We start from the raw sequence: 21,826 nt of genomic DNA, 5'->3' as shown, positions 1-21,826 counted from the left end.
GGGTACCCGAAAAGCCAGCCGAGCCGGTGATGTTCACCCGCCCGAGTGAGCGCAGGTCCCGGGCGGGAAAGGGTGGGTTCGGCGAGGGTCTTTTCCCTCTCACGTTTCTTCGGGAAAGGCGCCGACGGCACCGGAACGTGGGGAATCGGGTTCCGGTGACGTAAGGCGTGGGCATCGGCGATTTCCCGGCTCGCGTCACCCGGTGCGTGTGTCCGGCCACCGTGCGGGTGTTGTCCGGTGCTGTCCGGACGGTCGGGGCGGTTGGTACGGGTAGGGCGTCGCGGTACGGCGCGGCACGACGGAGGGGCGCGACATGTCGGTGGACGGCGATGCGGTACGGCTCAGGGGCGAGGCGGACGAGCCGGGCTGGGAGGTGGACCCGGACGACGAGTGGGGCGTCGCGGTCATCACGACCGTCGGGCGGCAGTTGAAGCTGCGCCGCGAGGCGGTGGGGATGCGGGTGGTCGATTTCGCCAGGGCGGTCGGCTACGGCGAGGACCTCGTCTACAAGGTCGAGGGCGGCAAGCGGATTCCCCGTCAGGAGTACCTGGACAAGGCGGACGAGGTGCTGGGGGCGGGCGGACTCGTCGCGGCGGCCTGGGAGGACGTGAAGAAGGTCCGGTACCCGAAAACAGTGCGGGACATTGCGAAGTTGGAGGAGCGGGCGGTCGAGATCGGGTTGTACGTGTGCAACAGCGTCAGCGGGTTGTTGCAGACGCCTGAACACGCGCGAGCGCTGTTCCAGGCCGCGCAGCCGCCGTACCCTCCGGACGAAGTGGAGCGGATGGTGGCCGCTCGCATGGCCCGACGGTCGGTGTTCGAACGTGACCCGGCTCCCTCCATCAGTTTCGTCCTGGAAGAAGCGACCTTGCAGAGGGAGGTCGGAGGCACAATGGTGTGGCGACAGCAACTCGAACGTCTGCTTGAAGTAGGGCGGTTGCACAACGTCATGCTTCAGGTGATGCCGACGAAGACCGAAGCTCACCCGGGGGTGGACGGCAGGATCGAGGTGCTGAAGTTCGCGGACGGCACGGCGGTGGGGCGCTCTGACGGCGCGTTCAACGGTCGGCCCACCTCCGAACCGAAGCAACTGCGCATTCTCGAGTTGCGGTATGGCGCCATCCGGGCGCAGGCACTTTCGCCCCGGGAGTCGCTGGCCTTCATCGAGCAACTACTGCTGGGAGAAAAATGATCCGCAAGGTCTCCGCCGGTGGCGCCTCCGAGCTGGCATGGTTCAAGAGCAGCTACAGCGACGGCACCGACGGCAACTCCTGCGTCGAACTCGCCCTCACCCCCGGCACGGTCCACGTCCGCGACTCCAAGGACGTCACGGGTCCCCGCCTCGCCTTCGCCCCGGACGCGTGGGCGCGCTTCGTGCCGTACGCGTCCGGGGGCTGAGCGGGGCGTGCGGCCCGCCTGCCTCAGGGGAGGGGGCGGACCGGCCGGCCGCCGGCCGCGGGCGGGGTCAGCAGAGGGGGACGCCCGGGAGTTGGTGGGCGGGGTGGTCGATGTAGATGTTGCTGATGAAGCCGTTCTGGTCGCGCAGCTTGCTCCACCAGTTGTTGGTGTAGCCCTCGGCGTTCACCGTGTCGCCCTGCTTCTGGCACAGGACCCGGACGTGGGTGGGGCCGCCGAGCGTGGTCACCACCGGGGAACTGAGGCGGGCGTCGCTGCGCACCCGTACGCCGCTGCCCCAGGTCGTGAACGGCACGCCCGCGCCGCCGCAGGCGTTGTCGCTGGTCAGGTAGTACTGGTGGTAGCTGCCGGGGTAGGCCAGCGCGCTGCCGTTGATGCGGATGTTCTGGCCGACGCCGTTGAGGAGCTGCTCGTAGTGGATGTGCGGGCCGGTGGAGCCCCCGGTGCTGCCGGTGGTGCCGATCTGCTGTCCCTGCGCGACCCGGGCGCCGTGGGCGACGGAGTACGCGGACAGGTGGAAGTAGTAGGTCGTCCAGCCGCCGCCGTGGTCGATGGAGACGTAGTTTCCGGCGCCCCCCGCCTGGTAGTGGCGGTAGGCGGTGCCCGCGGCGGAGGCGAGGACGGGGGTGCCGTCGGTGGCGCCGCCGTCCGCCCGGACGAAGTCCAGTGCGCGGCGGACCTCGGCCGAGTGGTGGCTGTAGGTCCACTTCTGGCCGCAGGGGAAGGGCGCCTTGAAGTTCGGCGTCGCGGTGGTGGCGGCGCCGGCTGACGGGACGGGACCGATCAGCAGTGCGGCCAGCGCCAGCAGCGCGGTGGCGGCCGGGATCCAGAGGCGTCTGAGGGGCATGGGGAATCGTCCCTTCCGTGGGAACGCAGCGGCGAGCCGCGATCCGGCCGGACCGCGGGGCACGGTCCAACGTAGGAAAATGACGAGTACATAACAAGAATGCCCGGGCCGTGAGGACGCCCCCGCTCACCCGCCCAGGACCTCCAGCGACACCCACAGCGCGACGGTCGACGCCAGCAGCGCCGCCGGGACGGTGAGCAGGCCGAGGAGGGTGAACTCCCCCAGCCGGACCTCGTGGTCGTGGTGGTGGACGACGCGCCGCCACAGCAGGGTGGCCAGGGAGCCGGCGTAGGTGAGGTTCGGGCCGATGTTGACGCCCAGCAGGACGGCCAGGACCGCGCCGGGGCCGGAGGGCGCCGCCAGGGGGACGAGGGCGAGGACGGCCGGCAGGTTGTTGATCAGGTTCGCGAGCAGCGCGGCGAGCGCGGCGGTGCCCAGCAGGGCGGGGAGGGCGGTGCCGTCGGGCAGGACGGCCCCGAGGGCGCCTTCCAGGCCGTGGTCCAGCACGGCCCGCACCACCACGCCGAGGGCGAGGACGAAGGCGAGGAACGGCAGGTCGGCGGCGCGCACCAGCGCGGCGGGGGTGGTGTGCCGGCGCGCCAGGGCGCGGACGGCCAGTACGGCCGCGCCGGCCGTCGCGGCCCACGCCGGGTCGATGCCGAGCGCGGACGCCACGGCGAACCCGGCCAGCGTGGCGCCCACGGTCACCAGCGCGAACAGCGGCAGCTCCACCGGCTCCTCCGCCTCGGCCCCGGTGACGGGCGCGTCGAGGTCGGCGGCGAAGAAGCGGCGGAAGACGGCGTACTCGACGGCGACGGCCGCCAGCCACGGCAGGAGCATCAGCAGCGCGAAGCGGGTGAAGGTCAGCCCGGTGGCGGTGAACGCGAGCAGGTTGGTCAGGTTCGACACCGGCAGCAGCAGGGACGCCGTGTTCGACAGGTGTGCGCCGGCGTAGACGTGGGGGCGGGGCCGGGTGCCCATGCGGGTGGCGGTGGCGAACACCACCGGCGTCAGCAGGACCACGGTGGCGTCCAGGCTGAGCACGGCGGTGATCGCCGAGGCGAGGGCGAAGACCGCGCCCAGCAGCCGGCGCGGCCGGCGGCGGGCCCAGCGCGCCATCCAGGTCCCGCAGGCGTGGAAGAGGCCCTCGTCGGCGCAGAGCCGGGCGAGCACCAGCACGGCGGCGAGGAACCAGACCACCGGCCCGAGCCGGGCGGCCTCCTCCCGCGCCGTGTCCGGGGAGATCGCGCCGGCCGCGATCACGACACCGGCCGCGGGCACCGCGAAGGCCGCCTCCGGCCACCGGAAGGGACGGACGACGGCACACACCAGCACCACGACCAGCGCGGTGACGGACAGGGACTCCTGCAGCACGGGAACGATCATCCACGCGGGCCGGCCGTACCCGCCCACCGCCCCGGCCGGTCGCACGCGTTCCGTCCCGGCCCCGGCACGGGGCCGCCCTCCTCGCCGGGGCGCCGCGGAACGGTGCCTCCGGCCTCGCGCCGGCGAGGGCCGTCGAGGAGAGCCGAGGGAAGCCGAGGCGAGCGAGTGCGTGCGTGCGGTCCGACGCCGACGGGCATCCCGGTGTGCCGGGATGCCCGAGGGGTTCGGGGGCCCGGGGAGTCTCCGGGCCCCCGTGGGGGTCAGCGGTGGGAGCGCAGGAACTGGATCGGGTCGATCGCCGAGCCGTAGTTCGGGGTGGTGCGGATCTCGAAGTGCAGGTGGGGGCCGCTGGAGTTGCCGGTGTTGCCGGACAGGGCGATCTGCTGGCCGGTCTTGACGACCTGGCCGGCCTTCACGCCGACCTGCGACAGGTGGGCGTACTGGGAGTAGACGCCGTTGCCGTGCTTGATCACGACGGCGTTGCCGTAGGCGGGGCCGTCGCCGGCGCCGTTGCCGCCGGCCTTGACGACGGTGCCGCCGTGGGTGGCGTGGACCGGGGTGCCGGTGGGCACGGCGTAGTCCTGGCCGCTGTGCTTGGCGGCCCACATGCCGCCGTTCTGGGCGAAGCTCGCGGTGAGCTTGTAGTTCTTCACCGGGTCGACCCAGGACGCCTGCTGCGCGGCCGCGGCCTGGACGGCGGTGGTGGGGCCGGACGCGGCCGGGGCGTCGGCGGCCGCGACCCCGGCCCCCAGCACGACCGAGGCGCCCAGGCCGGCGGCCAGCACGGCCGCGCGGGTGCGGATCGGGGACGTACGGGAGGAACGGGACGTGACGCGCTGGGACATCGAAACCTCAGGGGGGAGAGGGACAGAGGAAAACCACCGGCGGAACGGGTCCGTGCCGCGGTGGCCGTTCCTTGGTAGCCCGGTCCGCGCAAAAGCCGCAAAGGTGTGACCTACGACGAAACGTCGTAGGCGGGGCGTGAGATGCACGTCTCTTGACGGAGGGCGCCAATCGGGCGGAAGTCGCCATTTCGGGCTGATCGATTAGTCATTCGTCGTAAATGTCCGTTTTGGTTTCGAGTGTTTTTCCACTATTCCGGCTAGTACCGGGCGGGCGGCCTGTGCGGCTTGTCACGGAGAGGCCCGGTTCGGGCGTTTCGTGAATGTGGCGCGCGTCTCCGTCCGCCGTTTCGTGAATGTGGCGCGCGTCTCCGTCCGCCGCCCCGGCCGGGGGCGGAGGCGTCCCGTCCCGTACGCGGTCCGGGGTCGGGGCCGTCCTGCTCGCCGGGGCGCCGCGGAGGGGTACCTTCGGTCTCACGCCGACAGGGCTGATGAGGGCCGATGAGGAGAGTCAACGTGAGCAAGTACGTGCGGCCCGCCGCCGAGGGGGCCGACCCGTTCGGTACGGCGCGTCTGCGGCGCGGTGTCCTGGACGCGTGGGCCACCAGCCCCGCCCGGTTCCGGGAGGACGCCAACGCCGAGGAGGACCTCGTCCTCGGCGGTTACCGGGACCGCCTCGTCGTCGAACTCGCCCAGAACGCCGCCGACGCCGCCGCCCGCGCGGGGGTGCCGGGGCGCTTCAGGCTCACCCTGCGCGACGGCGTCCTGGTCGCCGCGAACACCGGTGCGCCGCTGGACGCGGCCGGGGTCGAGTCGCTGTCCACCCTGCGGGCCTCCGCCAAGCGGGACGCCCCGGAGCGGTCCGTGGGCCGGTTCGGCGTCGGCTTCGCCGCCGTCCTCGCCGTCACCGACGAGCCCGCCGTCGTCGGCCGGCACGGCGGCGTGCGCTGGTCGCTGGCCGAGGCCCGCGAACTCGCGGGCGACACCGCCCGGCACAGCCCCGGCCTCGGGGACGAGATCCGCCGCCGCGACGGGCACGTCCCGCTGCTGCGCCTGCCCTTCGCCGCCGAGGGCACCGCACCCGTCCCGTACGACACGGTCGTCATCCTGCCCCTGCGCGACACGGCCGCCGCCGACCTCGCCGAGCGGCTGCTGCGCGCCGTCGACGACGCCCTGCTGCTCGCCCTGCCCGGCCTCCAGGAGGTCGTCGTCGAGATCGGCGACGAGGCGCCCCGCACCCTGAGCCGCCGGACCGAGGGCACCCTCACCGTCGTCGAGGACTCCGCCGGGGGCACCACCCGCTGGCGCACCGCCGCCGCGCACGGACCGCTCACCCCCGACCTGCTCGCCGACCGCCCGGTGGAGGAGCGGCTGCGGCCCCACTGGTCGGTCACCTGGGCCGTCCCCGTCGACACCGACGGCACCCCCGCCCGGCCCCGCACCAGCCCCGTCCTGCACGCCCCCACCCCGAGCGACGAGCCCCTGGGCGTCCCCGCCCTGCTCATCGCCTCCTTCCCGCTGGACTCCACCCGCCGGCACACCGCCCCCGGCCCGCTCACCGACTTCCTGGTGCAGCGCGCGGCGGACGCCTACGCCGGCCTCCTCGCCGAGTGGCGTCCGGTGACCGCCGGGATCATCGACCTCGTGCCCGGCCCGCTCGGCAAGGGCGAGCTGGACGGCGCGCTGCGGCGGGCGGTGCTCGACCGGCTGCCGCGCACCTCCTTCCTGCCGCCCGCCGTCACGTCGCGCGCACCGGACGACGACCACCCGGACGCCGGCCTGCCCGAGTCCCTGCGGCCCCGGGACGCCGAGGTCGTCGAGGGCGCGGGCGCGGACACCGTGCGGGTGCTCGCCGAGGTGCTGCCGACCCTGCTGCCCGCCGGGCTGGAACGCCGCGCCGAGCTGCGCACCCTCGGCGTCGCCCGCCTCCCGCTCGCCGACGCGATCGACCGGCTCGCGGGACTGGAGAAGGCGCCCGACTGGTGGCGGCGGCTGTACGAGAGCCTCGCGGGCGTCGACCCGGACCGGCTGTCCGGGCTGCCGGTGCCGCTGGCCGACGGCCGCACCACGATCGGACCCCGCCAGGTGCTGCTGCCGGGTGCGGAGGCCGCCCGGACCGACCCCGGGGTGCTGGCCCGGCTCGGCCTCAAGGTCGCCCACCCGGACGCCGCCCACCCCCTCCTGGAGAAGCTCGGCGCCCTCCCGGCGACCCCGCGCGCGGTGCTCACCACCCCGCAGGTGCGGGCCGCCGTCGCGGCGTCCCTCGACGACGAGGGCGGGGTGAACTGGGAGGAGGACGCCCCCGACGCCGAGGAGCTCGCCGACCTCGTGCTCGCCCTGGTGCGCGACGCCGGCCTCGAACCCGGTGACGAGCCCTGGCTGGGCGCCCTCGCCCTGCCCGACGAGGACGGCGAACTGTCCCCGGCCTGCGAACTCGTCTTCCCCGGCGGCCCGTTCGCCCGCGTGATGCGGGAGGGGGAACTCGCCGCCGTGGACGTCGAACTGGCCGACCGGTGGGGCGAGCAGCCGCTGGCCGCCTGCGGGGTGCTGGTGGACTTCGCCCTGGTCCGCGCCACCGACGTGGTCCTCGACCCGGACGAACTCGAACCCCGCGAGGGGGACTTCCCCGAGCCCGACGACGCGGGCCTGCTGGACGCCGTGGACGTGTGGTGCGAGGACGTCCTCGACCGCTTCCCCGACAGCCCGGTGCCGCCGGTCGCCACCGAGATCGTCGCCGTGCGCGACCTGGACCTCGTGGACGACGACCGGTGGCCCGAGGCCCTCGCCCTGCTCGCCCGGCCGCCGCTGCGGGACGCCCTGACCCAGCCGGTGCGGATCCTGCTGCACGACGGCACCCACGAGGTGGTCCGCCCCTACACCGCCTGGTGGCTGCGCGGCCACCCCGTGCTCGGCGGCCGCCGCCCGGCCGGACTGCGCGCCGCAGGCGGCGACCCGCTGCTGCGCGGCCTGTACGACGAGGCCGACGCGACCGGCTTCGACGACGCGCAGGTGCTGCACGCGCTCGGCGTACGGACGTCGGTGTCCGCCCTGCTCGACGAACCGGGGGGTGCCGCCGAACTCCTCGACCGGCTCGCCGACCCCGACCGCGAGGTCACGGCGGCCCAGCTGCACGCGCTGTACGGGGCGCTGGCCGAACTGGACCCGGAGCGGGTGACCCTGCCGGACGAGGTGCGCGCGGTGGTCGACGGCCGGGTGGAGGTGGTGGACGCCGCCGACGCGGTGGTCGTCGACTCGCCGGACCTGCTGCCGTTCACCGGGAACACGCCGCTGCTGCCCGTGAGGCCCTCGCGCGCCGCCGACCTGGCGGAGCTGTTCCAGGTGCGCAGGCTGAGCGAGTCCGTCACCGGGCGGGTCGACTCCGAGGGCACGGAGCACGACGTGCCCGGGCCGGTGCGGGTGCTGCTCGGTCCGCGCACCCCGTCCTCGTACGTCGAGCACGGGGAACTCGTCGTGGACGGCGTGGGGATCGACTGGCGGCTGACCGACGACGGCGTGCTGCACGCCGCCACCCTGGAGGGCGTCGCCGCCGGACTCGCCTGGGCGGCCGGCCAGTGGCCGCGCCGCTTCGAGGTCGCGGCGCTGCTGGAGGACCCGTCGCGGACGGAGGAACTGGCGCGGGACCGCTGGTTCGACTGATCCGGCCGGGGTCTCTCCGCGGGCGTGAGCAGTCGGTGGGCGGATGTCCACCGGCTGCTCACGTGAGCGCCTCGAGGACAGCGGAGGCCGGAGTGCTCACGGTTTTGGACCGAGGGGGCCTCCGCGCCGGGCGGGCGGGCGCCGGGCGGACCCGCAGGTGCCGGGACGGGCCCGGACGCGCGGGTCTCGTCGGGTCCGGATCCGCGGGAGCCCCGCCGGAGACGGGTCCGCGGGAGTCCCGCCGGAGACGGGTCCGCGGGAGTCCCGTCGGGCCCGTGTCCGCCCGCCCGGGGGCCCGTCAGGCCGGTACGCGGCGGTCCACCCACCTCCACAGGAACTCCAGGACGGCCGCCGCCACCACCGCGACGCCGACCGCGACCCACGGCATCGTCATGCCGACCAGCCGCAGCGCGAAGAACTCCTGGAGCCACGGCACCACCAGCACCACCAGGAACGCCGTCCCTATCGCCGCCACCAGGCCGACGCGCCACCAGGTGTAGGGCCGGGCGATGATGGCCAGCACCCACATCGAGATCAGGAACAGCGTCAGCGTCGCCGCGCTCGTCTCCGCCTCCAGCGCGCCCTCGCCGCCGTAGTGGTGCCGGGCGAGGAGGTACGTGGCGAAGGTCGCCAGCGCGGCCAGCACCCCGCCCGGGATCGCGTACCGCATCACCCGGCGCACGAAGTGCGGCCGCGCCCGCTCCGTGTTGGGGGCGAGGGCCAGGAAGAACGCCGGGACGCCGATGGTGAGCGTGGACAGCAGGGTCAGGTGGCGCGGCAGGAACGGGTACTCCACCTGCGAGCACACCACCAGCACCGCCAGCAGCACCGAGTAGACGGTCTTCACCAGGAACAGCGTCGCGACCCGGGTGATGTTGCCGATCACCCGCCGCCCCTCCGCCACCACCGACGGCAGCGTGGCGAAGCTGTTGTTCAGCAGCACGATCTGGGCCACCGCCCGGGTGGCCTCCGAGCCGGAGCCCATCGCGACCCCGATGTCGGCGTCCTTCAGCGCCAGCACGTCGTTCACGCCGTCCCCGGTCATCGCGACCGTGTGGCCGCGCGACTGGAGCGCGCCCACCATGGTCCGCTTCTGCTGCGGGGTGACCCGCCCGAACACCGTTCCCCCGTCCAGCGCCCCGGCCATGCCGTCCGGGTCGGCGGGCAGCCGGCGCGCGTCCACCGTCGTCCCCTCGAGCCCGAGCTTGGCGGCGACCGCCCCGACCGACACCGCGTTGTCGCCGGAGATGACCTTGGCGCGGACGTCCTGCTCGGCGAAGTAGCGCAGGGTGTCGGCCGCGTCCGGACGCAGCCGCTGCTCCAGCACCACCAGCGCGACCGGCCGGACGCCCCGGGCGGCCTCGGGGTCGTCGACGTCCACGCCGGCGCGGGCGCGGGCGAGCAGCAGGACGCGCAGCCCCTGCTCGTTCATCCGCACGGTCTCCGCCAGCGCCGGGTCGTCCGGTTCCAGCAGCACGTCGGGCGCCCCCAGCAACCAGGTCACGGCCTCCTCGCCCGTGCCCTCGTCGAACGTCGCCCCGCTGTACTTGCGGGCGGACGAGAAGGGCAGGGTGTCGGTGAGGCGCCACCGGGTGGTGTCCGGGTACGCGTCGACGATCGCCTTCAGGGAGGCGTTCGGGCGGGGGTCCGCCGAGCCGAGTTCGCCCAGCACCTTGCGGACGTACGCCTCGTCGCCGTCGCCGAGCACCCGCAGCTCGGTGACGTCCATGCCGCCCTCGGTGAGGGTGCCGGTCTTGTCCAGGCAGACCGTGTCGACGCGGGCCAGCCCCTCGATGGCGGGCAGCTCCTGCACCAGGCACTGCTTGCGGCCCAGCCGGATCACGCCGATCGCGAAGGCGACCGAGGTGAGCAGCACCAGCCCCTCGGGGACCATCGGCACGATGCCGCCGACGGTGCGGGCGACGGAGTCCTTCAGCTCGCCGTCCTCGACGACCAGCTGGCTGACGACCAGCCCGATCGCGGTCGGGACCATCATCCACGTCACGTACTTGAGGATCGTGGAGATGCCGGAGCGCAGTTCGGAGTGGACCAGCGTGAACCGGGACGCCTCCTCGGCGAGCTGGGCGGCGTACGCCTCGCGCCCCACCTTGGTCGCCTGGAACGAGCCGCCGCCCGCGACCACGAAGCTGCCGGACATGACCGGGTCCCCCGGCCGCTTCACCACGGGGTCGGCCTCGCCGGTGAGCAGCGACTCGTCGATCTCCAGCCCGTCCGTGACGACGCACACCCCGTCGACGACGACCTTGTCGCCCGGCCCGATCTCGATCAGGTCGTCCAGCACGATCTCGGAGGTGCCGACCTCGGCGGCCACCCCGTCCCGCCGCACCGTGGGCCGCACCTCGCCGATCAGCGCGAGGGAGTCGAGGGTCTTCTTCGCCCGCCACTCCTGGACGATGCCGATGCCGGTGTTGGCGAGGATCACGAAGCCGAACAGGCTGTCCTGGATGGGCGCGACGACCAGCATGATCACCCAGAGCACGCCGATGATCGCGTTGAACCGGGTGAGGACGTTCGCACGGACGATCTCGGCCAGGGACCGGCTGCTGCGCACCGGCACGTCGTTGACCTGCCCGCGGGCCACCCGTTCGGCCACCTGGGCCGAGGTCAGTCCGGTCACCGGCGAGGTGGGCGTGGCGGGGCGCGCGACATCGACCTGGGCGCCCGCGTCGAGATGCGTCATGCCTCCGACGGTACGTGCGGTTCCCCCGGTTCACCCGTGTGCGCGCGGAAGATCCGACCGGGGGAGGACGGTCGTGGTACCCCGGTCGTACGGCGGTCGCGGCCCGCCGGCGGGGCGCCGCCGGGCGGTCCGCCCGCGGCGGCGCGCGTCAGTCGGCGGTGGGTGCGGGGGAGTGGCCGGCCGGCCGCCCGTCCCGTTCGGCCCGCGCGCGCTTGAGCGCGGCGTCCCGCCTGCGGACGTACCAGATGCCGATGAGCCCGAGCCCGCCGCCGGCCAGGCACGTCCACAGCCACCAGGTGTGGCCGTGCTCCTCGAACCAGCCGTAGAACGGCAGCTGCGCCAGGAAGAGGACGAACCAGACGATCGTGCCGCCGGTGATGGTGGCGACCACGGGGCCCTCCAGGGGCTCCGGCGCCTCGTGCTGGGGGGATCCCGAGAAAAGTCCGGCCATGCGGACAGCTTACGAGGGGCGGCGCACGTGAGATGCGCCGCATCGGGCACACCGGTCCACCATGGAGATAGCGCAACCGTCGTCATATGTTCATACTGAAACAGTTTGCTTCTGACCGCTTTCCTTCGTAGAAAACACCAAAGGGCTTCGCGGAAAGCCCACCGGTGATGAGGTCCCGCATGTCCACCTCGGCCCCCGCCAAGGCCCCCCTTCCCGCTCAGCCGGGGTCCGGGCCCGCGCCCAGCGCCCTCGACCGCTACTTCAAGATCTCCGAGCGCGGCAGCACGCTGGCCCGCGAGGTCCGCGGCGGTTTCGCCACCTTCTTCGCGATGGCCTACATCATCGTGTTGAACCCGATCATCCTGGGCAGTGCGAAGGACCTGTACGGCAACCAGCTCGACAACGGCCAGCTCGTCACCGCGACCGCCCTGACGGCGGCGTTCACCACGCTGCTCATGGGCGTCATCGGCAACGTCCCGATCGCCCTGGCCGCGGGCCTGGGCGTGAACTCGGTCGTCGCCCTCCAGCTCGCGCCGCGCATGTCCTGGCCGGACGCCATGGGCATGGTGGTGCTGGCCGGCTTCGTGGTCATGCTCCTGGTCGCCACCGGCCTGCGCGAACGCGTGATGAACGCCGTCCCGTACGGCCTGCGCAAGGCCATCGCCATCGGCATCGGCCTGTTCATCATGCTGATCGGCCTGGTCGACTCCGGCTTCGTCTCCCGCATCCCGGACGCCGCCCAGACCACCGTCCCGCTCCAGCTCGGCGGCACCGGTCACCTCACCGGCTGGCCGGTGCTCGTCTTCGTCCTCGGCGCGCTGCTCACGCTGGCGCTGATCACGCGCAGGGTGCCCGGCGCGATCCTGCTCTCGATCGTCGCGATGACGGTCGTCGCGATGGTCGTCAACGCCGTGGCCGACGTCCCCTCCTGGGGCCTGACGAACCCCACCTGGCCCGGCAACCCGTTCTCCACCCCCGACTTCGGCCTGATCGGCGAGGTGAGCCTGTTCGGCGGCTTCTCCGAGGTCGGCGTGCTGACCGGCGTCCTGTTCGTCTTCACCGTGCTGCTGTCGTGCTTCTTCGACGCGATGGGCACGATCATGGGCGTCTCGGACGAGGCGAAGCTGACCGACGGCGAGGGCCAGATGCCCGGCGTCAACAAGGTCCTGTTCATCGACGGCGTCGCGGTCGCCGCGGGCGGCGCCAGCTCCGCCTCCGCCACCACCGCCTTCGTGGAGTCCACGGCGGGCGTCGGCGAGGGCGCGCGCACCGGCTTCGCCAACGTCGTCACCGGCGCGCTGTTCGCGGTGGCGCTGTTCCTCACGCCCGTCGCCACGATGGTCCCGTCCCAGGCGGCCACCCCGGCGCTGCTCGCGGTGGGCTTCCTGATCCTGGCGGGCTCGATCAGGGAGATCGACTGGGCGGACCACACGATCGCCATCCCGGCCTTCGTGACGATGGTGATGATGCCGTTCACCTACTCGATCACCAACGGCATCGGCATGGGCTTCGTCACCTTCGTGGTGCTGCGCCTGGCGGCCGGGCGCGGCCGGGAGGTCCCGGTGGCGATGTACGCGGTGTCGGCGGTCTTCGCCTTCTACTACCTGATGCCGGCGCTGGGCCTGACCTGAGCCGCCCCGGGCCGCCCTGAGCCGTCCCGGGCCGCCCGGTGCCGGGTCAGGGGACGCCGTAGAACTTCTCCGTCTCCTCGACGGCGGCCTGGAACCGCTGGTCGAAGTCATCGCGCATGAGCGTCCGGACGACGTAGTCCTGGACGCTCATGCCGCGTTTGGCGGCATGGTGGCGGAGCCGCTCCAGCAGCTCGTGGTCCATGCGCAGGCTGAGCACCTCGGTCCCCATGGGCATGAGCCTTGCCGCATTCTTCGGTGCGATGTGTGGCATTCCGCGGATTGATCACCCGTACGAGTGACCCCGGAGGAGGGATGGCGGGGTGCTGTCAGGGAAGTGGCAGGAGTCACGGGCGCGGAGGGCCGTTCCGGGTACTCCTTAGCGAGAGTAATGAGTTACGCTAACGACCATGCCGGACTTCAGCCAGGGCGACGACGCGGTCGCCGTGAACGCCCTCCGATCCGCCGTGATGCGGCTGTCCCGTCGGCTCAAGCACCAGCGCGTCGACGAGTCGCTCAGCCCCACCGAGATGTCGGTGCTCGGCACCCTCGCCCGCTGCGGCCGGGCCACCCCGGGCGAGCTCGCCCGCAAGGAGCACGTCCAGCCCCCCTCGATGACCCGCATCGTGGCCCTGCTGGAGGCCAAGGGTCTGGTCAGGCTGGAGCCGCATCCCGACGACCGGCGCCAGAAGGTCGTGACGCAGACCGAGCAGGCCGAGGCCATGCTCGAGGAGAGCCGCCGCAAGCGGAACGCGTTCCTGGCGTCGCTGGCCGAAGGACTCGACGAGGACGAGTGGGCGAAACTCCGCGCCGCCGCCCCCGTGCTGGAGAAGCTCGCACACGTCTAGGAAAGCCGTAGCAGCCACTAGGAGGCGAAACCCTTTGAGTACGGGATCCGGAGCACCTTCCGCCCCCGCACCTAATCCCCACGACACCCCGGCCGACCCCGGCACCGACCGCCGCACCTCCTCGATGTTCTCGTCCCTGAGGGTCAGGAACTACCGCCTGTTCTTCCTCGGCCAGGTGGTCTCCAACATCGGCACCTGGATGCAGCGCATCGCCCAGGACTGGCTGGTGCTCAGCCTCACCGGCTCCGCCGCCGCCGTCGGCATCACCACCGCCCTGCAGTTCCTGCCGATGCTCCTGTTCGGCCTGTACGGCGGCGTCCTCGTCGACCGGCTGCGCAAGCGCCCCACGCTGCTCGTCACCCAGACCGCGATGGCCCTCACCTCCCTGGTGCTCGCCGTCCTCACGCTGACCGACCAGGTCGTGGTCTGGCACATCTACGTCGCCGCCTTCGCCCTCGGCCTCGCGACCGTCGTCGACAACCCGGCCCGCCAGTCCTTCGTCTCCGAGCTGGTCGGCCCCCGCCACCTGCAGAACGCGGTCAGCCTGAACTCCGCGAACTTCCAGTCCGCCCGCCTGGTCGGCCCCGCCGTCGCGGGCCTGCTGATCACCGGCGTCGGCACGGGCTGGGCGTTCCTGCTCAACGGCCTGTCCTTCATCGCGCCGCTCACCGGCCTGCTGCTGATGCGGGCCCGGGAACTGCACACCGTCGAGCGCGCCCCGCGCGGCAAGGGGCAGCTGCGGGAGGGCCTGCGCTACGTCGCCGGGCGCCCCGACCTGCTCTGGCCGATCGTCCTGATCGGCTTCATCGGCACCTTCGCCTTCAACTTCCCGGTCTACCTCTCGGCCTTCGCGGACGACGTCTTCCATGGGGGCGCGGGCGCCTACAGCATGTTCAACACCCTGATGGCGGTCGGCTCCCTGATCGGCGCGCTGCTCGCCGCCCGGCGCGGCACGGCGCGGCTGCGGCTGCTCGTCCTGGCCGCACTGGCCTTCGGCGCGCTGGAGGTCGTGGCCGCCGGGGCGCCGTCCCTGTGGATGTTCGCCCTGCTCATGGTGCCCGTCGGTCTGTTCGCCATGACGGTCAACGTCACCACCAACACCAGCATCCAGATGTCCACCGACCCGACCGTGCGGGGCCGCGTGATGGCCCTGTACATGATGGTCTTCCTCGGCGGCGCGCCCGTCGGCGCCCCCATCGTCGGCTGGGTCACCGACACCTACGGCGCCCGGATCGGCCTCGCGGCGGGCGGCGCGGTCGCGATGGCCGCCGCGGCCGTGATCGGCCTGATCCTGGCCAGGGTCGGCAGGCTCCGCCTCTCGGTCGGCTGGCACAAGGGCCACCCGCGGGTGCGGTTCGTGCCCCGGGAACGGCAGGAGACGCTGGCCCCGGCGGTGTGACGGGCGCCGGGCGGTCCGGCGGTCCGGCCGCGGGGGGGGCACCCGCCGGCCCTGTGTCCGGGGCCGGCGGGTGCCCCCCGCGCGGCGTTCCTCCCCGGCCGCCGCTCGCCGCGCGGCCGCTCGCCGCGCGCGGCCGCGCGGCACGGCGGACGGTGCCCACGGTGACCGGGGCACGCGGGAGCGTCCGTGCGTTCCCCGGTCAGACTGGACGCATGAGACTCTTCGCCGCCGTGCTGCCCCCCGAGGACGTCGTCCGCGAGCTCGCCGCCGAGGTGGCCCGGCTGAAGGAGCTGCCCGGCGCGGACGGCCTGCGCTGGACCGGCCGCCCCGGCTGGCACCTCACGCTCGCCTTCTACGGCGAGGTCGACGACGCGCTCGTGCCCGACCTGACCGCCCGCCTGGAACGGGTCGCGGCCCGTACCGAGCCGTTCGGGCTGGCGCTCGGCGGAGGCGGCCAGTTCGGGCACGGCAGGGCCCTGTGGACCGGCGCGGACGGCGACCTGCGCGCCCTGCGCCTGCTGGCCGAGCGCGCCGAGGCGGCGGCGCGCAGGGCGGGCGTGCCGATGGGGGAGCACCGCCGCTACAAGGCCCACCTGACGCTGGCCCGCAGCCGGGACGGCGTCGACACACGGCCCTACCTGGACGTCCTGCACGGGTTCCGCGGCCGCACCTGGACCGTGGGCGAGCTGGCCCTGGTGCGCAGCAACCTGCCGAGGTCGGGCGTGCCGGGCGAACAGCCCCGCTACGAGACGGTCGCGCGCAGGCCGCTCGGGGCGGCCGGTTAGGCTCGAGGGCGTGGACCCGAAAACCCGGAACCGGATCATGGCCGGTGCGCTCGTGCTGATGTTCGCCGTGGTGGCGCTGGCGGCGGCGCTCGGACAGTAGCGCCGCCGCCGGCGCCCTCACCGTGCCCGGCTCACCAGGCGAAGGCCTCGGGGGACGGCCCCGGACCGGGGAAGACCTCGTCCAGTGAGGCCAGCAGCTCCTCGCCCAGCTCCAGCTCGACCGCCCGCAGCGCGCTTTCCAGCTGCTGCGCGGTGCGCGGACCGACGATCGGGCCGGTCACCCCCGGCCGGGTGAGCAGCCAGGCCAGGGCCGCCTCGCCGGGCTCGAGGCCGTGCTTGTCGAGCAGGTCCTCGTACGCCTGGATCCGCGCGCGGCCGGCGGGGTCGGCGAGCGTCTCGGCGGCCCGCCCGGAGGCGCGGCGCACGCCCTCGGCCTCCTTCTTGAGCACCCCGCCCAGCAGACCGCCGTGCAGCGGCGACCACGGGATGACGCCGAGGCCGTAGTCCCGCGCGGCCGGGATGACCTCCATCTCGGCGCGGCGCTCGGCGAGGTTGTACAGGCACTGCTCGCTGACCAGCCCGATGGTGCCGCCGCGCCGGGCCGCGATCTCGTTGGCCTGGGCGATCTTGTACCCGGGGAAGTTGGAGGACCCGGCGTAGAGGACCTTGCCCTGCTGGACCAGGACGTCGATCGCCTGCCAGATCTCCTCGAACGGGGTGTCGCGGTCGATGTGGTGGAACTGGTAGAGGTCGATGTGGTCCGTCCGCAGCCGCTTCAGGCTGGCGTCGACGGCCCGGCGGATGTTGACCGCGGAGAGCTTGTCGTGGTTGGGCCACGGTTCGCCGTCGGGTCCCATGTTCCCGTACACCTTGGTGGCGAGCACGACCTTGTCGCGCCGTCCGCCGCCCTGCGCGAACCAGTTGCCGATGATCGATTCCGTCCGGCCCTTGTTCTCGCCCCAGCCGTACACGTTGGCGGTGTCGAAGAAGTTGATGCCTGCGTCCAGTGCCGCGTCCATGATGGCGTGGCTGTCGGCCTCGTCGGTCTGCGGGCCGAAGTTCATCGTCCCGAGGACGAGGCGGCTGACCTTGAGTCCGGTGCGTCCGAGCTGCGTGTACTTCATGTTCGTCAAGCCAACGGCTTGGAGTGCGCTCTATGCAAGAGGACGACGATCATTCACGGGGGGAGTCGTCCGTCCTGAGGACGGGACCGAGGGGCGTGGTGGTCGGCGGCCCCGTCGTCGCGGACGGTCGTCGTCGCGCCCCTTCCCGGTCGCTCCCGGCCGCTCCACGGACGAGCGCGGCCGCGCGGTACGACGACGCGCACGGTGAGCGGGGCACGGGGCGGGGCGCACCCGCCGGGGGCCGCCCGGCGGCCGCTCACGCCGCCTCGTACGGCCCGCCCAGGTCCCACCCCCGCCACAGCGCCTCCGCGAAGGCCGCCGCGATCTTGTGTTCGCCGCTCGCGTCGGGGTGCGTGCCGTCGTAGGTGTCGGTGTGGAGGTCGTAGGAGGGGGAGGGGGCGGCCAGCAGGAGGGAGGAGGACGGCGCGTCCAGGTCCACGACCGTCTTGGCCAGCAGGTCGTTGAAGCGGGCGACCTGCGCGGCGAAGGACGGTTCCGCCTCCGCCCGGATGTTGGGTATCACCGGCAGCAGGACCATCCGGACGCGCGGGCGGGCCGCCCTCGCCTCGGCGACGAAGGCCCGGACGTTGTCCGCAGTCTGCTCCGCGTTGGTGTAGAAGCCCAGGTCGATCAGGCCCAGCGACACCAGCAGCACGTCCGCCCGGTGCGCGCGCACCGCCTCGCCGATCAGCGGGACCATGTGGTGCCAGCCCTCGCCCCAGCCGGCCAGGTGGGCGCGGGGGAAGTCGGGCTCGGCGTACGCGTACGAGGTGGGGGCGTCCGTCGCGGGGTCGTGCAGCGTCTCGCGCGGGCCGACGAACGTGAACGGACCGCCGTACGCCGTGCACAGGTGCCGCCACAGCCGGTAGCGCCAGGTGTGTTCACCCGCGCTCCCGATCGTCATCGAGTCACCGACGGGCATGAACCTGAGCACCCGATCATCATGGACGATCGGTCCGGCCGCCGCGATGTGAGACCGGACACCCGCGGTGAAGTGCCCCGGGGGATGGCAGTCTTGGGGCATGCGCCGACGCTCCGTCCTCCTCGCCGCCGCCCTTCTCACGGGGGCGCTCGCCGTGTCCGCCCCAGCGGCCGGGGCGGCCGGCGACGGCACCGGGAACGGCGGGTTCACGATCGAGGACCCGCGCATCACCGAGTCCAGCGGACTCGCCGCCTCCCGCCTCCACCCCGGCGTCTACTGGACCCACAACGACAGCGACGACGGCCCCCACCTCTACGCCGTCGACGGCGCGACCGGCGAGACCGTGGCCCGTCTCACCCTCACCGGGATCGGTACGCCCCGGGACGTCGAGGCCATCTCCGTCGGGCCCGGCAACAGGATCTTCGTCGGGGACATCGGGGACAACCTCGGGGGCACCTGGCCGCACGTGTGGATCTACGAGCTGCCCGAACCGGAGGAGCTCGGGGACCGGACCGTGCGGGCCACGCAGTACGTCGTGACGTACTCCGACGGGCCGCGGGACGCCGAGTCCCTGGTGGTCCACCCGAAGACCGGGCGGGTGTACCTCATCGACAAGAAGGAGGAGGGCGGGCACCTGTACGAGGGGCCCGCCGAACTCTCCGCCTCGGGGAAGAACGTCTTCCGGCCGGTCGCCCCGATCGAGCTGTGGGCGACCGACGCCGCGTTCTCCCCGGACGGGGAGCACCTCGCCGTGCGCGGGTACTTCGGCGGGATCCACTACGCCTGGAACGACGGGAAGCCGCGGCGCGAGGGGCGGCTGAGCGTACCGCTGCAGCGGCAGGGGGAGTCCGTCAGCTACTCCGCGGACGGGTCCCGGCTGCTGTACGGGAGCGAGGGCGCCCGGAGCACGGTCGAGTCCCGGGAGGCGCCCGGCGGGGGCGGCGGGGAGGCGTCCCCGTCCGGCGGGGGCGCGGAGAAGGGGGAGGGCGCCGCCGACGGGAGCGGCGGGACCGGGATCGAGATCGAGGGCGGGACGCTCGTCGCCGTGGCCGTCGTCGTCGCGGCCCTCTTCGGACTGGGCCGGCTGCGGCGCCGGCGCTGAGGCGGGGGACGGCCGTCACTCGCCGGCCTCGCCGGCCCGCTCACCGGCCCGCCGGGCCACGAGTACCTCCAGGCCGTCCAGGATGCGCTGCAGCCCGAACTCGAAGTGGTCGAAGTCGGGGCCGAAGGTGTCCTCGGAGAGGGCGGCGAGGACGGGGTAGCGCCCGCTGTGCATGGCCTTCTCCAGCGCCGGGCGCTGGGCCTCCCAGAACTCCGCGTCCGTCAGCCCGGAGGTGCGCTCCGCCTCCCGCTCGTACAGCTGGGTGCGGGCGGCCCCGACGACGTACCCGTCGATCAGGACGACCGCCGACACCAGCTCGGGGTCGGACAGGCCCATCGGCTTGATCCGGGCGAGCACCTTCTCCATGCCGTCGAGCGCGCCCGGGCCGAGGATCGGGCGCGACTGGTTGACCTCCAGCAGCCAGGGGTGGCGGCGGTACAGGGCGAGGGTGGCCCGCCCCAGGGCCTCCAGGGCCGCGCGCCAGCCGCCGTCGCCGAAGCCGGCGGGGTCCTGCGCGGGGCGCTGCACGCGGTCCAGCATCAGGTCGAGCAGCTCGCCCTTGCCGGGGACGTAGCGGTACAGGGACATGGTGCCGGTGCCGAGCTCCGCGGCGATCCGGCGCATCGAGACGGCGCCCAGCCCGTCCCGGTCCGCGACCTCGACGGCGGCCTCGACGATGCGGTCCAGCGTCAGGCCGGGCTTCGGTCCCCGGCTGGGCCGCCGGCCCGTGTCCCACAGCAGGTCGAGGGTGCGGGCGATGTCGCCGCTGCCGCTGCTCTCCGTACCGCCCCTGCCACTCGTCATGGGAGCAGTCTAGATCCGCGCGCAAAAACTGAGTACGGCGTACGCGCCATCGGGTACGGTGTACCCAGTTACTGGAAGGGGGACCCATGAACGACGGTTGCGCGGTCCGGGCCGAAAGCCTGGAGAAGCGCTACGGCGACCAGCGCGCCCTGGACGGCTTCGACCTCGTCGTCCGCGAGGGCACGGTGCACGGACTGCTCGGACCGAACGGCGCCGGCAAGACCACGGCCGTGCGCATCCTGTCGACGCTGACCCGGCTCGACGGCGGCCGGGCCGTGGTGGCCGGGCTCGACGTCGCCCGGCAGGCGCGCGAGGTGCGGGCGCGGATCGGGCTCACCGGGCAGTACGCGGCCGTGGACGAGGTGCTCACCGGCCGGCAGAACCTGGAGATGTTCGGCAGGCTGTTCCACCTGGGCGGCCGGCGGGCCAGGGCGCGGGCCGCCGAGCTGCTGGAGCGGTTCGGCCTCACCGACGCCGCGGACAAGGGCGTGGGCGACTACAGCGGCGGCATGCGGCGGCGCCTCGACCTCGCCGCCTCGATGATCCTCGCGCCGGCCGTGCTGTTCCTGGACGAGCCGACGACGGGACTGGACCCGCGCAGCCGGGGTGAGGTCTGGGATTCGGTGAGGGCGTTGGTGGCCGGCGGGACGACCGTGCTGCTGACCACGCAGTACCTGGAGGAGGCCGACCGGCTCGCCTCCCGGATCACCGTCATCGACCAGGGGAGGGCCATCGCCGACGACACCCCGGACGGACTGAAGAACCTGGTCGGCGGCGACCGGATCGAGGTCGTGGTCGCCGAGCGGTCCGGGATCCCCCGGGCCGTGAAGGCGGTCGCGCGGGTCGTCGACGGCGAACCCGAGGTGGACGACACCGAGTTGCGGGTGTACGCCTCCGTGACCGACCGGGTGGCCGCGCTGACGGAGGTGGCGCGCACCCTGCAGGACGAGGGCGTGCGGGTCGAGGACATCGGGCTGCGCAGGCCCAGCCTCGACGACGTGTTCCTGCGCCTGACCGGGCACCGCACGGAGGAGGAGGCGGCGGCATGAGCGCGCTCGACCCGACCGGACCGGCCGTGCACGGCCGTACGTACTGGGCGCTCGCGGACTGCTGGAACATCGTCCGCCGCAGCCTGACCCACTACCGGCGCCAGCCCGTCAACATCGCCTGGCAGCTGGGCTTCCCGATCCTGTCGGTGCTGCTCTACGGCTACGTCTTCGGCAGCGCGATGAAGGTGCCCGGCGACAGGGACTACAAGGACTTCCTGATGCCCGGCATGTTCGTGATGACGATGGCGTTCGGTTTCATCAACACCGCGACCGTCGTGGTGTACGACTCCACCAAGGGCGTGATCGACCGGTTCCGCTCGATGCCGATGGCCTCGTCCGCGGTGGTGGCCGGGCGCGGCGTGACCGATCTGATCGTCGCCTGCGCGGAGTTGGGGATCCTGATGCTGACCGCACTGGCCATGGGCTGGCGCCCGGACGGCGGCTGGGGCTTCCTCGCGGCGTTCGGCCTGCTGCTGTGGCTGCGGTTCGCGCTGATCTGGCTCGGGGTCTGGCTGGGGCTGCTGGTGCCCGACCCGGAGGCGGCGGGCGGCCTGTTCGCGGTCGCCTTCCCGCTCACGATGATCTCCAGCATCTTCGTGGCGCCGCAGCTCATGCCGGACTGGCTGGGCTGGGTGGCCGCCTGGAACCCGATCTCCTCCACGGCCGCCGCGGCCCGGGACCTGTTCGGCACACCGGCCGGTGGCGGCGATTCCTGGGTCGAGCGGCACGCGCTGCTGATGGCGGGCGTGTGGCCGCTGGTCCTGACGGCGGTCTTCCTGCCGCTCGCGGTGCGCAGGTTCCAGCGGCTCGGCCGGTGAGCGGCCGAGGGGCGCCCGGTCGTCGGACCGGGCGCCCCTCTTCCGAC

Annotated in this window: 19 protein-coding genes; 10 read left to right on the top strand and 9 right to left on the bottom strand. The window is 73.3% G+C overall.

Annotated elements, in window-relative coordinates; all coding sequences use genetic code 11:
• Positions 1-313: 313 nt before the first annotated feature.
• Both ACZ56B_RS03640 and ACZ56B_RS03635 read left to right on the top strand, forming a co-directional pair.
• Positions 314-1,192, top strand: coding sequence for a helix-turn-helix domain-containing protein (locus ACZ56B_RS03640; RefSeq protein ID WP_468785817.1), 879 nt, complete (start codon positions 314-316; stop codon positions 1,190-1,192).
• On the top strand, positions 1,189-1,398 hold the full coding sequence (locus ACZ56B_RS03635; protein WP_468785815.1) for a DUF397 domain-containing protein: 210 nt from the start codon (positions 1,189-1,191) through the stop codon (positions 1,396-1,398). Before ACZ56B_RS03640 ends, ACZ56B_RS03635 begins: the two co-directional genes overlap by 4 nt.
• A 67-nt stretch (positions 1,399-1,465) precedes the next feature.
• On the opposite strand, the gene ACZ56B_RS03630 is transcribed toward ACZ56B_RS03635, so the two are convergent.
• The 3 genes from ACZ56B_RS03630 to ACZ56B_RS03620 all read right to left on the bottom strand — a co-directional run bounded on the left by ACZ56B_RS03630 (position 1,466) and on the right by ACZ56B_RS03620 (position 4,494).
• Positions 1,466-2,263 carry a peptidoglycan DD-metalloendopeptidase family protein gene (locus tag ACZ56B_RS03630; RefSeq protein ID WP_468785813.1) on the bottom strand — a complete coding sequence of 266 codons (798 nt, stop codon included), beginning with the start codon at positions 2,261-2,263 and terminating at the stop codon, positions 1,466-1,468.
• Between the two features lie 126 nt (positions 2,264-2,389).
• A complete protein-coding gene (locus ACZ56B_RS03625; protein WP_468785930.1) occupies positions 2,390-3,649 on the bottom strand; it encodes an SLC13 family permease in 1,260 nt (419 codons plus the stop codon).
• Between the two features lie 260 nt (positions 3,650-3,909).
• Positions 3,910-4,494: a M23 family metallopeptidase gene (locus ACZ56B_RS03620; protein WP_468785811.1), complete on the bottom strand. Its 585-nt coding sequence runs from the start codon at positions 4,492-4,494 to the stop codon at positions 3,910-3,912.
• Positions 4,495-5,007: 513 nt separating this feature from the next.
• On the opposite strand from ACZ56B_RS03620, the gene ACZ56B_RS03615 reads away from it, so the two are divergent.
• The gene (locus ACZ56B_RS03615) at positions 5,008-8,148 is read left to right on the top strand and encodes a sacsin N-terminal ATP-binding-like domain-containing protein (RefSeq protein ID WP_468785809.1); all 3,141 of its coding nucleotides are present in this window, start codon (positions 5,008-5,010) and stop codon (positions 8,146-8,148) included.
• A 298-nt stretch (positions 8,149-8,446) separates the two neighbouring features.
• Here ACZ56B_RS03615 and ACZ56B_RS03610 read toward each other — a convergent pair whose 3' ends face one another.
• Both ACZ56B_RS03610 and ACZ56B_RS03605 read right to left on the bottom strand, forming a co-directional pair.
• On the bottom strand, positions 8,447-10,849 hold the full coding sequence (locus ACZ56B_RS03610) for an HAD-IC family P-type ATPase (RefSeq protein WP_468785807.1): 2,403 nt from the start codon (positions 10,847-10,849) through the stop codon (positions 8,447-8,449).
• Positions 10,850-10,997: 148 nt separating this feature from the next.
• On the bottom strand, positions 10,998-11,300 hold the full coding sequence (locus ACZ56B_RS03605; protein WP_468785805.1) for a DUF2530 domain-containing protein: 303 nt from the start codon (positions 11,298-11,300) through the stop codon (positions 10,998-11,000).
• Positions 11,301-11,479: 179 nt separating this feature from the next.
• Between ACZ56B_RS03605 and ACZ56B_RS03600 the strand changes: the two genes are divergently transcribed.
• Complete coding sequence (locus tag ACZ56B_RS03600; protein ID WP_468785803.1) at positions 11,480-12,931, top strand: NCS2 family permease; 1,452 nt, start codon at positions 11,480-11,482, stop codon at positions 12,929-12,931.
• Between the two features lie 46 nt (positions 12,932-12,977).
• Here the strand turns inward: ACZ56B_RS03600 and ACZ56B_RS03595 are convergent, their stop codons facing one another.
• Positions 12,978-13,166, bottom strand: coding sequence for a ribbon-helix-helix protein, CopG family (locus tag ACZ56B_RS03595; RefSeq protein ID WP_468785802.1), 189 nt, complete (start codon positions 13,164-13,166; stop codon positions 12,978-12,980).
• A gap of 172 nt (positions 13,167-13,338) precedes the next feature.
• Between ACZ56B_RS03595 and ACZ56B_RS03590 the strand changes: the two genes are divergently transcribed.
• The 3 genes from ACZ56B_RS03590 to thpR all read left to right on the top strand — a co-directional run bounded on the left by ACZ56B_RS03590 (position 13,339) and on the right by thpR (position 15,960).
• Positions 13,339-13,776, top strand: a complete 438-nt coding sequence (locus tag ACZ56B_RS03590; protein ID WP_468785800.1) for a MarR family winged helix-turn-helix transcriptional regulator — start codon at positions 13,339-13,341, stop codon at positions 13,774-13,776.
• Between the two features lie 34 nt (positions 13,777-13,810).
• Complete coding sequence (locus ACZ56B_RS03585) at positions 13,811-15,175, top strand: MFS transporter (RefSeq protein ID WP_468785799.1); 1,365 nt, start codon at positions 13,811-13,813, stop codon at positions 15,173-15,175.
• Positions 15,176-15,387: 212 nt separating this feature from the next.
• Positions 15,388-15,960 carry an RNA 2',3'-cyclic phosphodiesterase gene (gene thpR, locus ACZ56B_RS03580; RefSeq protein WP_468785798.1) on the top strand — a complete coding sequence of 191 codons (573 nt, stop codon included), beginning with the start codon at positions 15,388-15,390 and terminating at the stop codon, positions 15,958-15,960.
• Between the two features lie 131 nt (positions 15,961-16,091).
• On the opposite strand, the gene ACZ56B_RS03575 is transcribed toward thpR, so the two are convergent.
• Both ACZ56B_RS03575 and ACZ56B_RS03570 read right to left on the bottom strand, forming a co-directional pair.
• Complete coding sequence (locus tag ACZ56B_RS03575) at positions 16,092-17,084, bottom strand: aldo/keto reductase (protein ID WP_468785797.1); 993 nt, start codon at positions 17,082-17,084, stop codon at positions 16,092-16,094.
• Between the two features lie 256 nt (positions 17,085-17,340).
• Positions 17,341-18,018, bottom strand: a complete 678-nt coding sequence (locus tag ACZ56B_RS03570; RefSeq protein ID WP_468785796.1) for a GDSL-type esterase/lipase family protein — start codon at positions 18,016-18,018, stop codon at positions 17,341-17,343.
• Between the two features lie 88 nt (positions 18,019-18,106).
• Between ACZ56B_RS03570 and ACZ56B_RS03565 the strand changes: the two genes are divergently transcribed.
• Positions 18,107-19,108 carry a WD40 repeat domain-containing protein gene (locus ACZ56B_RS03565; RefSeq protein WP_468785795.1) on the top strand — a complete coding sequence of 334 codons (1,002 nt, stop codon included), beginning with the start codon at positions 18,107-18,109 and terminating at the stop codon, positions 19,106-19,108.
• A 15-nt stretch (positions 19,109-19,123) separates the two neighbouring features.
• On the opposite strand, the gene ACZ56B_RS03560 is transcribed toward ACZ56B_RS03565, so the two are convergent.
• Positions 19,124-19,912, bottom strand: coding sequence for a TetR/AcrR family transcriptional regulator (locus ACZ56B_RS03560; protein ID WP_468785793.1), 789 nt, complete (start codon positions 19,910-19,912; stop codon positions 19,124-19,126).
• An 86-nt stretch (positions 19,913-19,998) separates the two neighbouring features.
• On the opposite strand from ACZ56B_RS03560, the gene ACZ56B_RS03555 reads away from it, so the two are divergent.
• Positions 19,999-20,961, top strand: a complete 963-nt coding sequence (locus ACZ56B_RS03555; protein ID WP_468785791.1) for an ATP-binding cassette domain-containing protein — start codon at positions 19,999-20,001, stop codon at positions 20,959-20,961.
• A complete protein-coding gene (locus tag ACZ56B_RS03550) occupies positions 20,958-21,779 on the top strand; it encodes an ABC transporter permease (RefSeq protein WP_468785789.1) in 822 nt (273 codons plus the stop codon). The genes ACZ56B_RS03555 and ACZ56B_RS03550 overlap by 4 nt, the downstream gene beginning before the upstream one ends.
• Positions 21,780-21,826: the final 47 nt, after the last annotated feature.

Source organism: Streptomyces sp. NPDC034670, assembly GCF_055574875.1.
This window is presented reverse-complemented; position numbering and strand designations above follow the sequence as displayed.

What these genes read in the sequence shown, in the direction of transcription:
- ACZ56B_RS03640 (WP_468785817.1), top strand. Translation starts at nt 314, where the DNA reads ATGTCGGTGGACGGCGATGCGGTACGGCTCAGGGGCGAGGCGGACGAG.
- ACZ56B_RS03635 (WP_468785815.1), top strand. Translation starts at nt 1,189, where the DNA reads ATGATCCGCAAGGTCTCCGCCGGTGGCGCCTCCGAGCTGGCATGGTTC.
- ACZ56B_RS03630 (WP_468785813.1), bottom strand. Translation starts at nt 2,263, where the DNA reads ATGCCCCTCAGACGCCTCTGGATCCCGGCCGCCACCGCGCTGCTGGCG.
- ACZ56B_RS03625 (WP_468785930.1), bottom strand. Translation starts at nt 3,649, where the DNA reads ATGATCGTTCCCGTGCTGCAGGAGTCCCTGTCCGTCACCGCGCTGGTC.
- ACZ56B_RS03620 (WP_468785811.1), bottom strand. Translation starts at nt 4,494, where the DNA reads ATGTCCCAGCGCGTCACGTCCCGTTCCTCCCGTACGTCCCCGATCCGC.
- ACZ56B_RS03610 (WP_468785807.1), bottom strand. Translation starts at nt 10,849, where the DNA reads ATGACGCATCTCGACGCGGGCGCCCAGGTCGATGTCGCGCGCCCCGCC.
- ACZ56B_RS03605 (WP_468785805.1), bottom strand. Translation starts at nt 11,300, where the DNA reads ATGGCCGGACTTTTCTCGGGATCCCCCCAGCACGAGGCGCCGGAGCCC.
- ACZ56B_RS03600 (WP_468785803.1), top strand. Translation starts at nt 11,480, where the DNA reads ATGTCCACCTCGGCCCCCGCCAAGGCCCCCCTTCCCGCTCAGCCGGGG.
- ACZ56B_RS03595 (WP_468785802.1), bottom strand. Translation starts at nt 13,166, where the DNA reads ATGCCCATGGGGACCGAGGTGCTCAGCCTGCGCATGGACCACGAGCTG.
- ACZ56B_RS03590 (WP_468785800.1), top strand. Translation starts at nt 13,339, where the DNA reads ATGCCGGACTTCAGCCAGGGCGACGACGCGGTCGCCGTGAACGCCCTC.
- thpR (WP_468785798.1), top strand. Translation starts at nt 15,388, where the DNA reads ATGAGACTCTTCGCCGCCGTGCTGCCCCCCGAGGACGTCGTCCGCGAG.
- ACZ56B_RS03575 (WP_468785797.1), bottom strand. Translation starts at nt 17,084, where the DNA reads ATGAAGTACACGCAGCTCGGACGCACCGGACTCAAGGTCAGCCGCCTC.
- ACZ56B_RS03565 (WP_468785795.1), top strand. Translation starts at nt 18,107, where the DNA reads ATGCGCCGACGCTCCGTCCTCCTCGCCGCCGCCCTTCTCACGGGGGCG.
- ACZ56B_RS03560 (WP_468785793.1), bottom strand. Translation starts at nt 19,912, where the DNA reads ATGACGAGTGGCAGGGGCGGTACGGAGAGCAGCGGCAGCGGCGACATC.
- ACZ56B_RS03555 (WP_468785791.1), top strand. Translation starts at nt 19,999, where the DNA reads ATGAACGACGGTTGCGCGGTCCGGGCCGAAAGCCTGGAGAAGCGCTAC.
- ACZ56B_RS03550 (WP_468785789.1), top strand. Translation starts at nt 20,958, where the DNA reads ATGAGCGCGCTCGACCCGACCGGACCGGCCGTGCACGGCCGTACGTAC.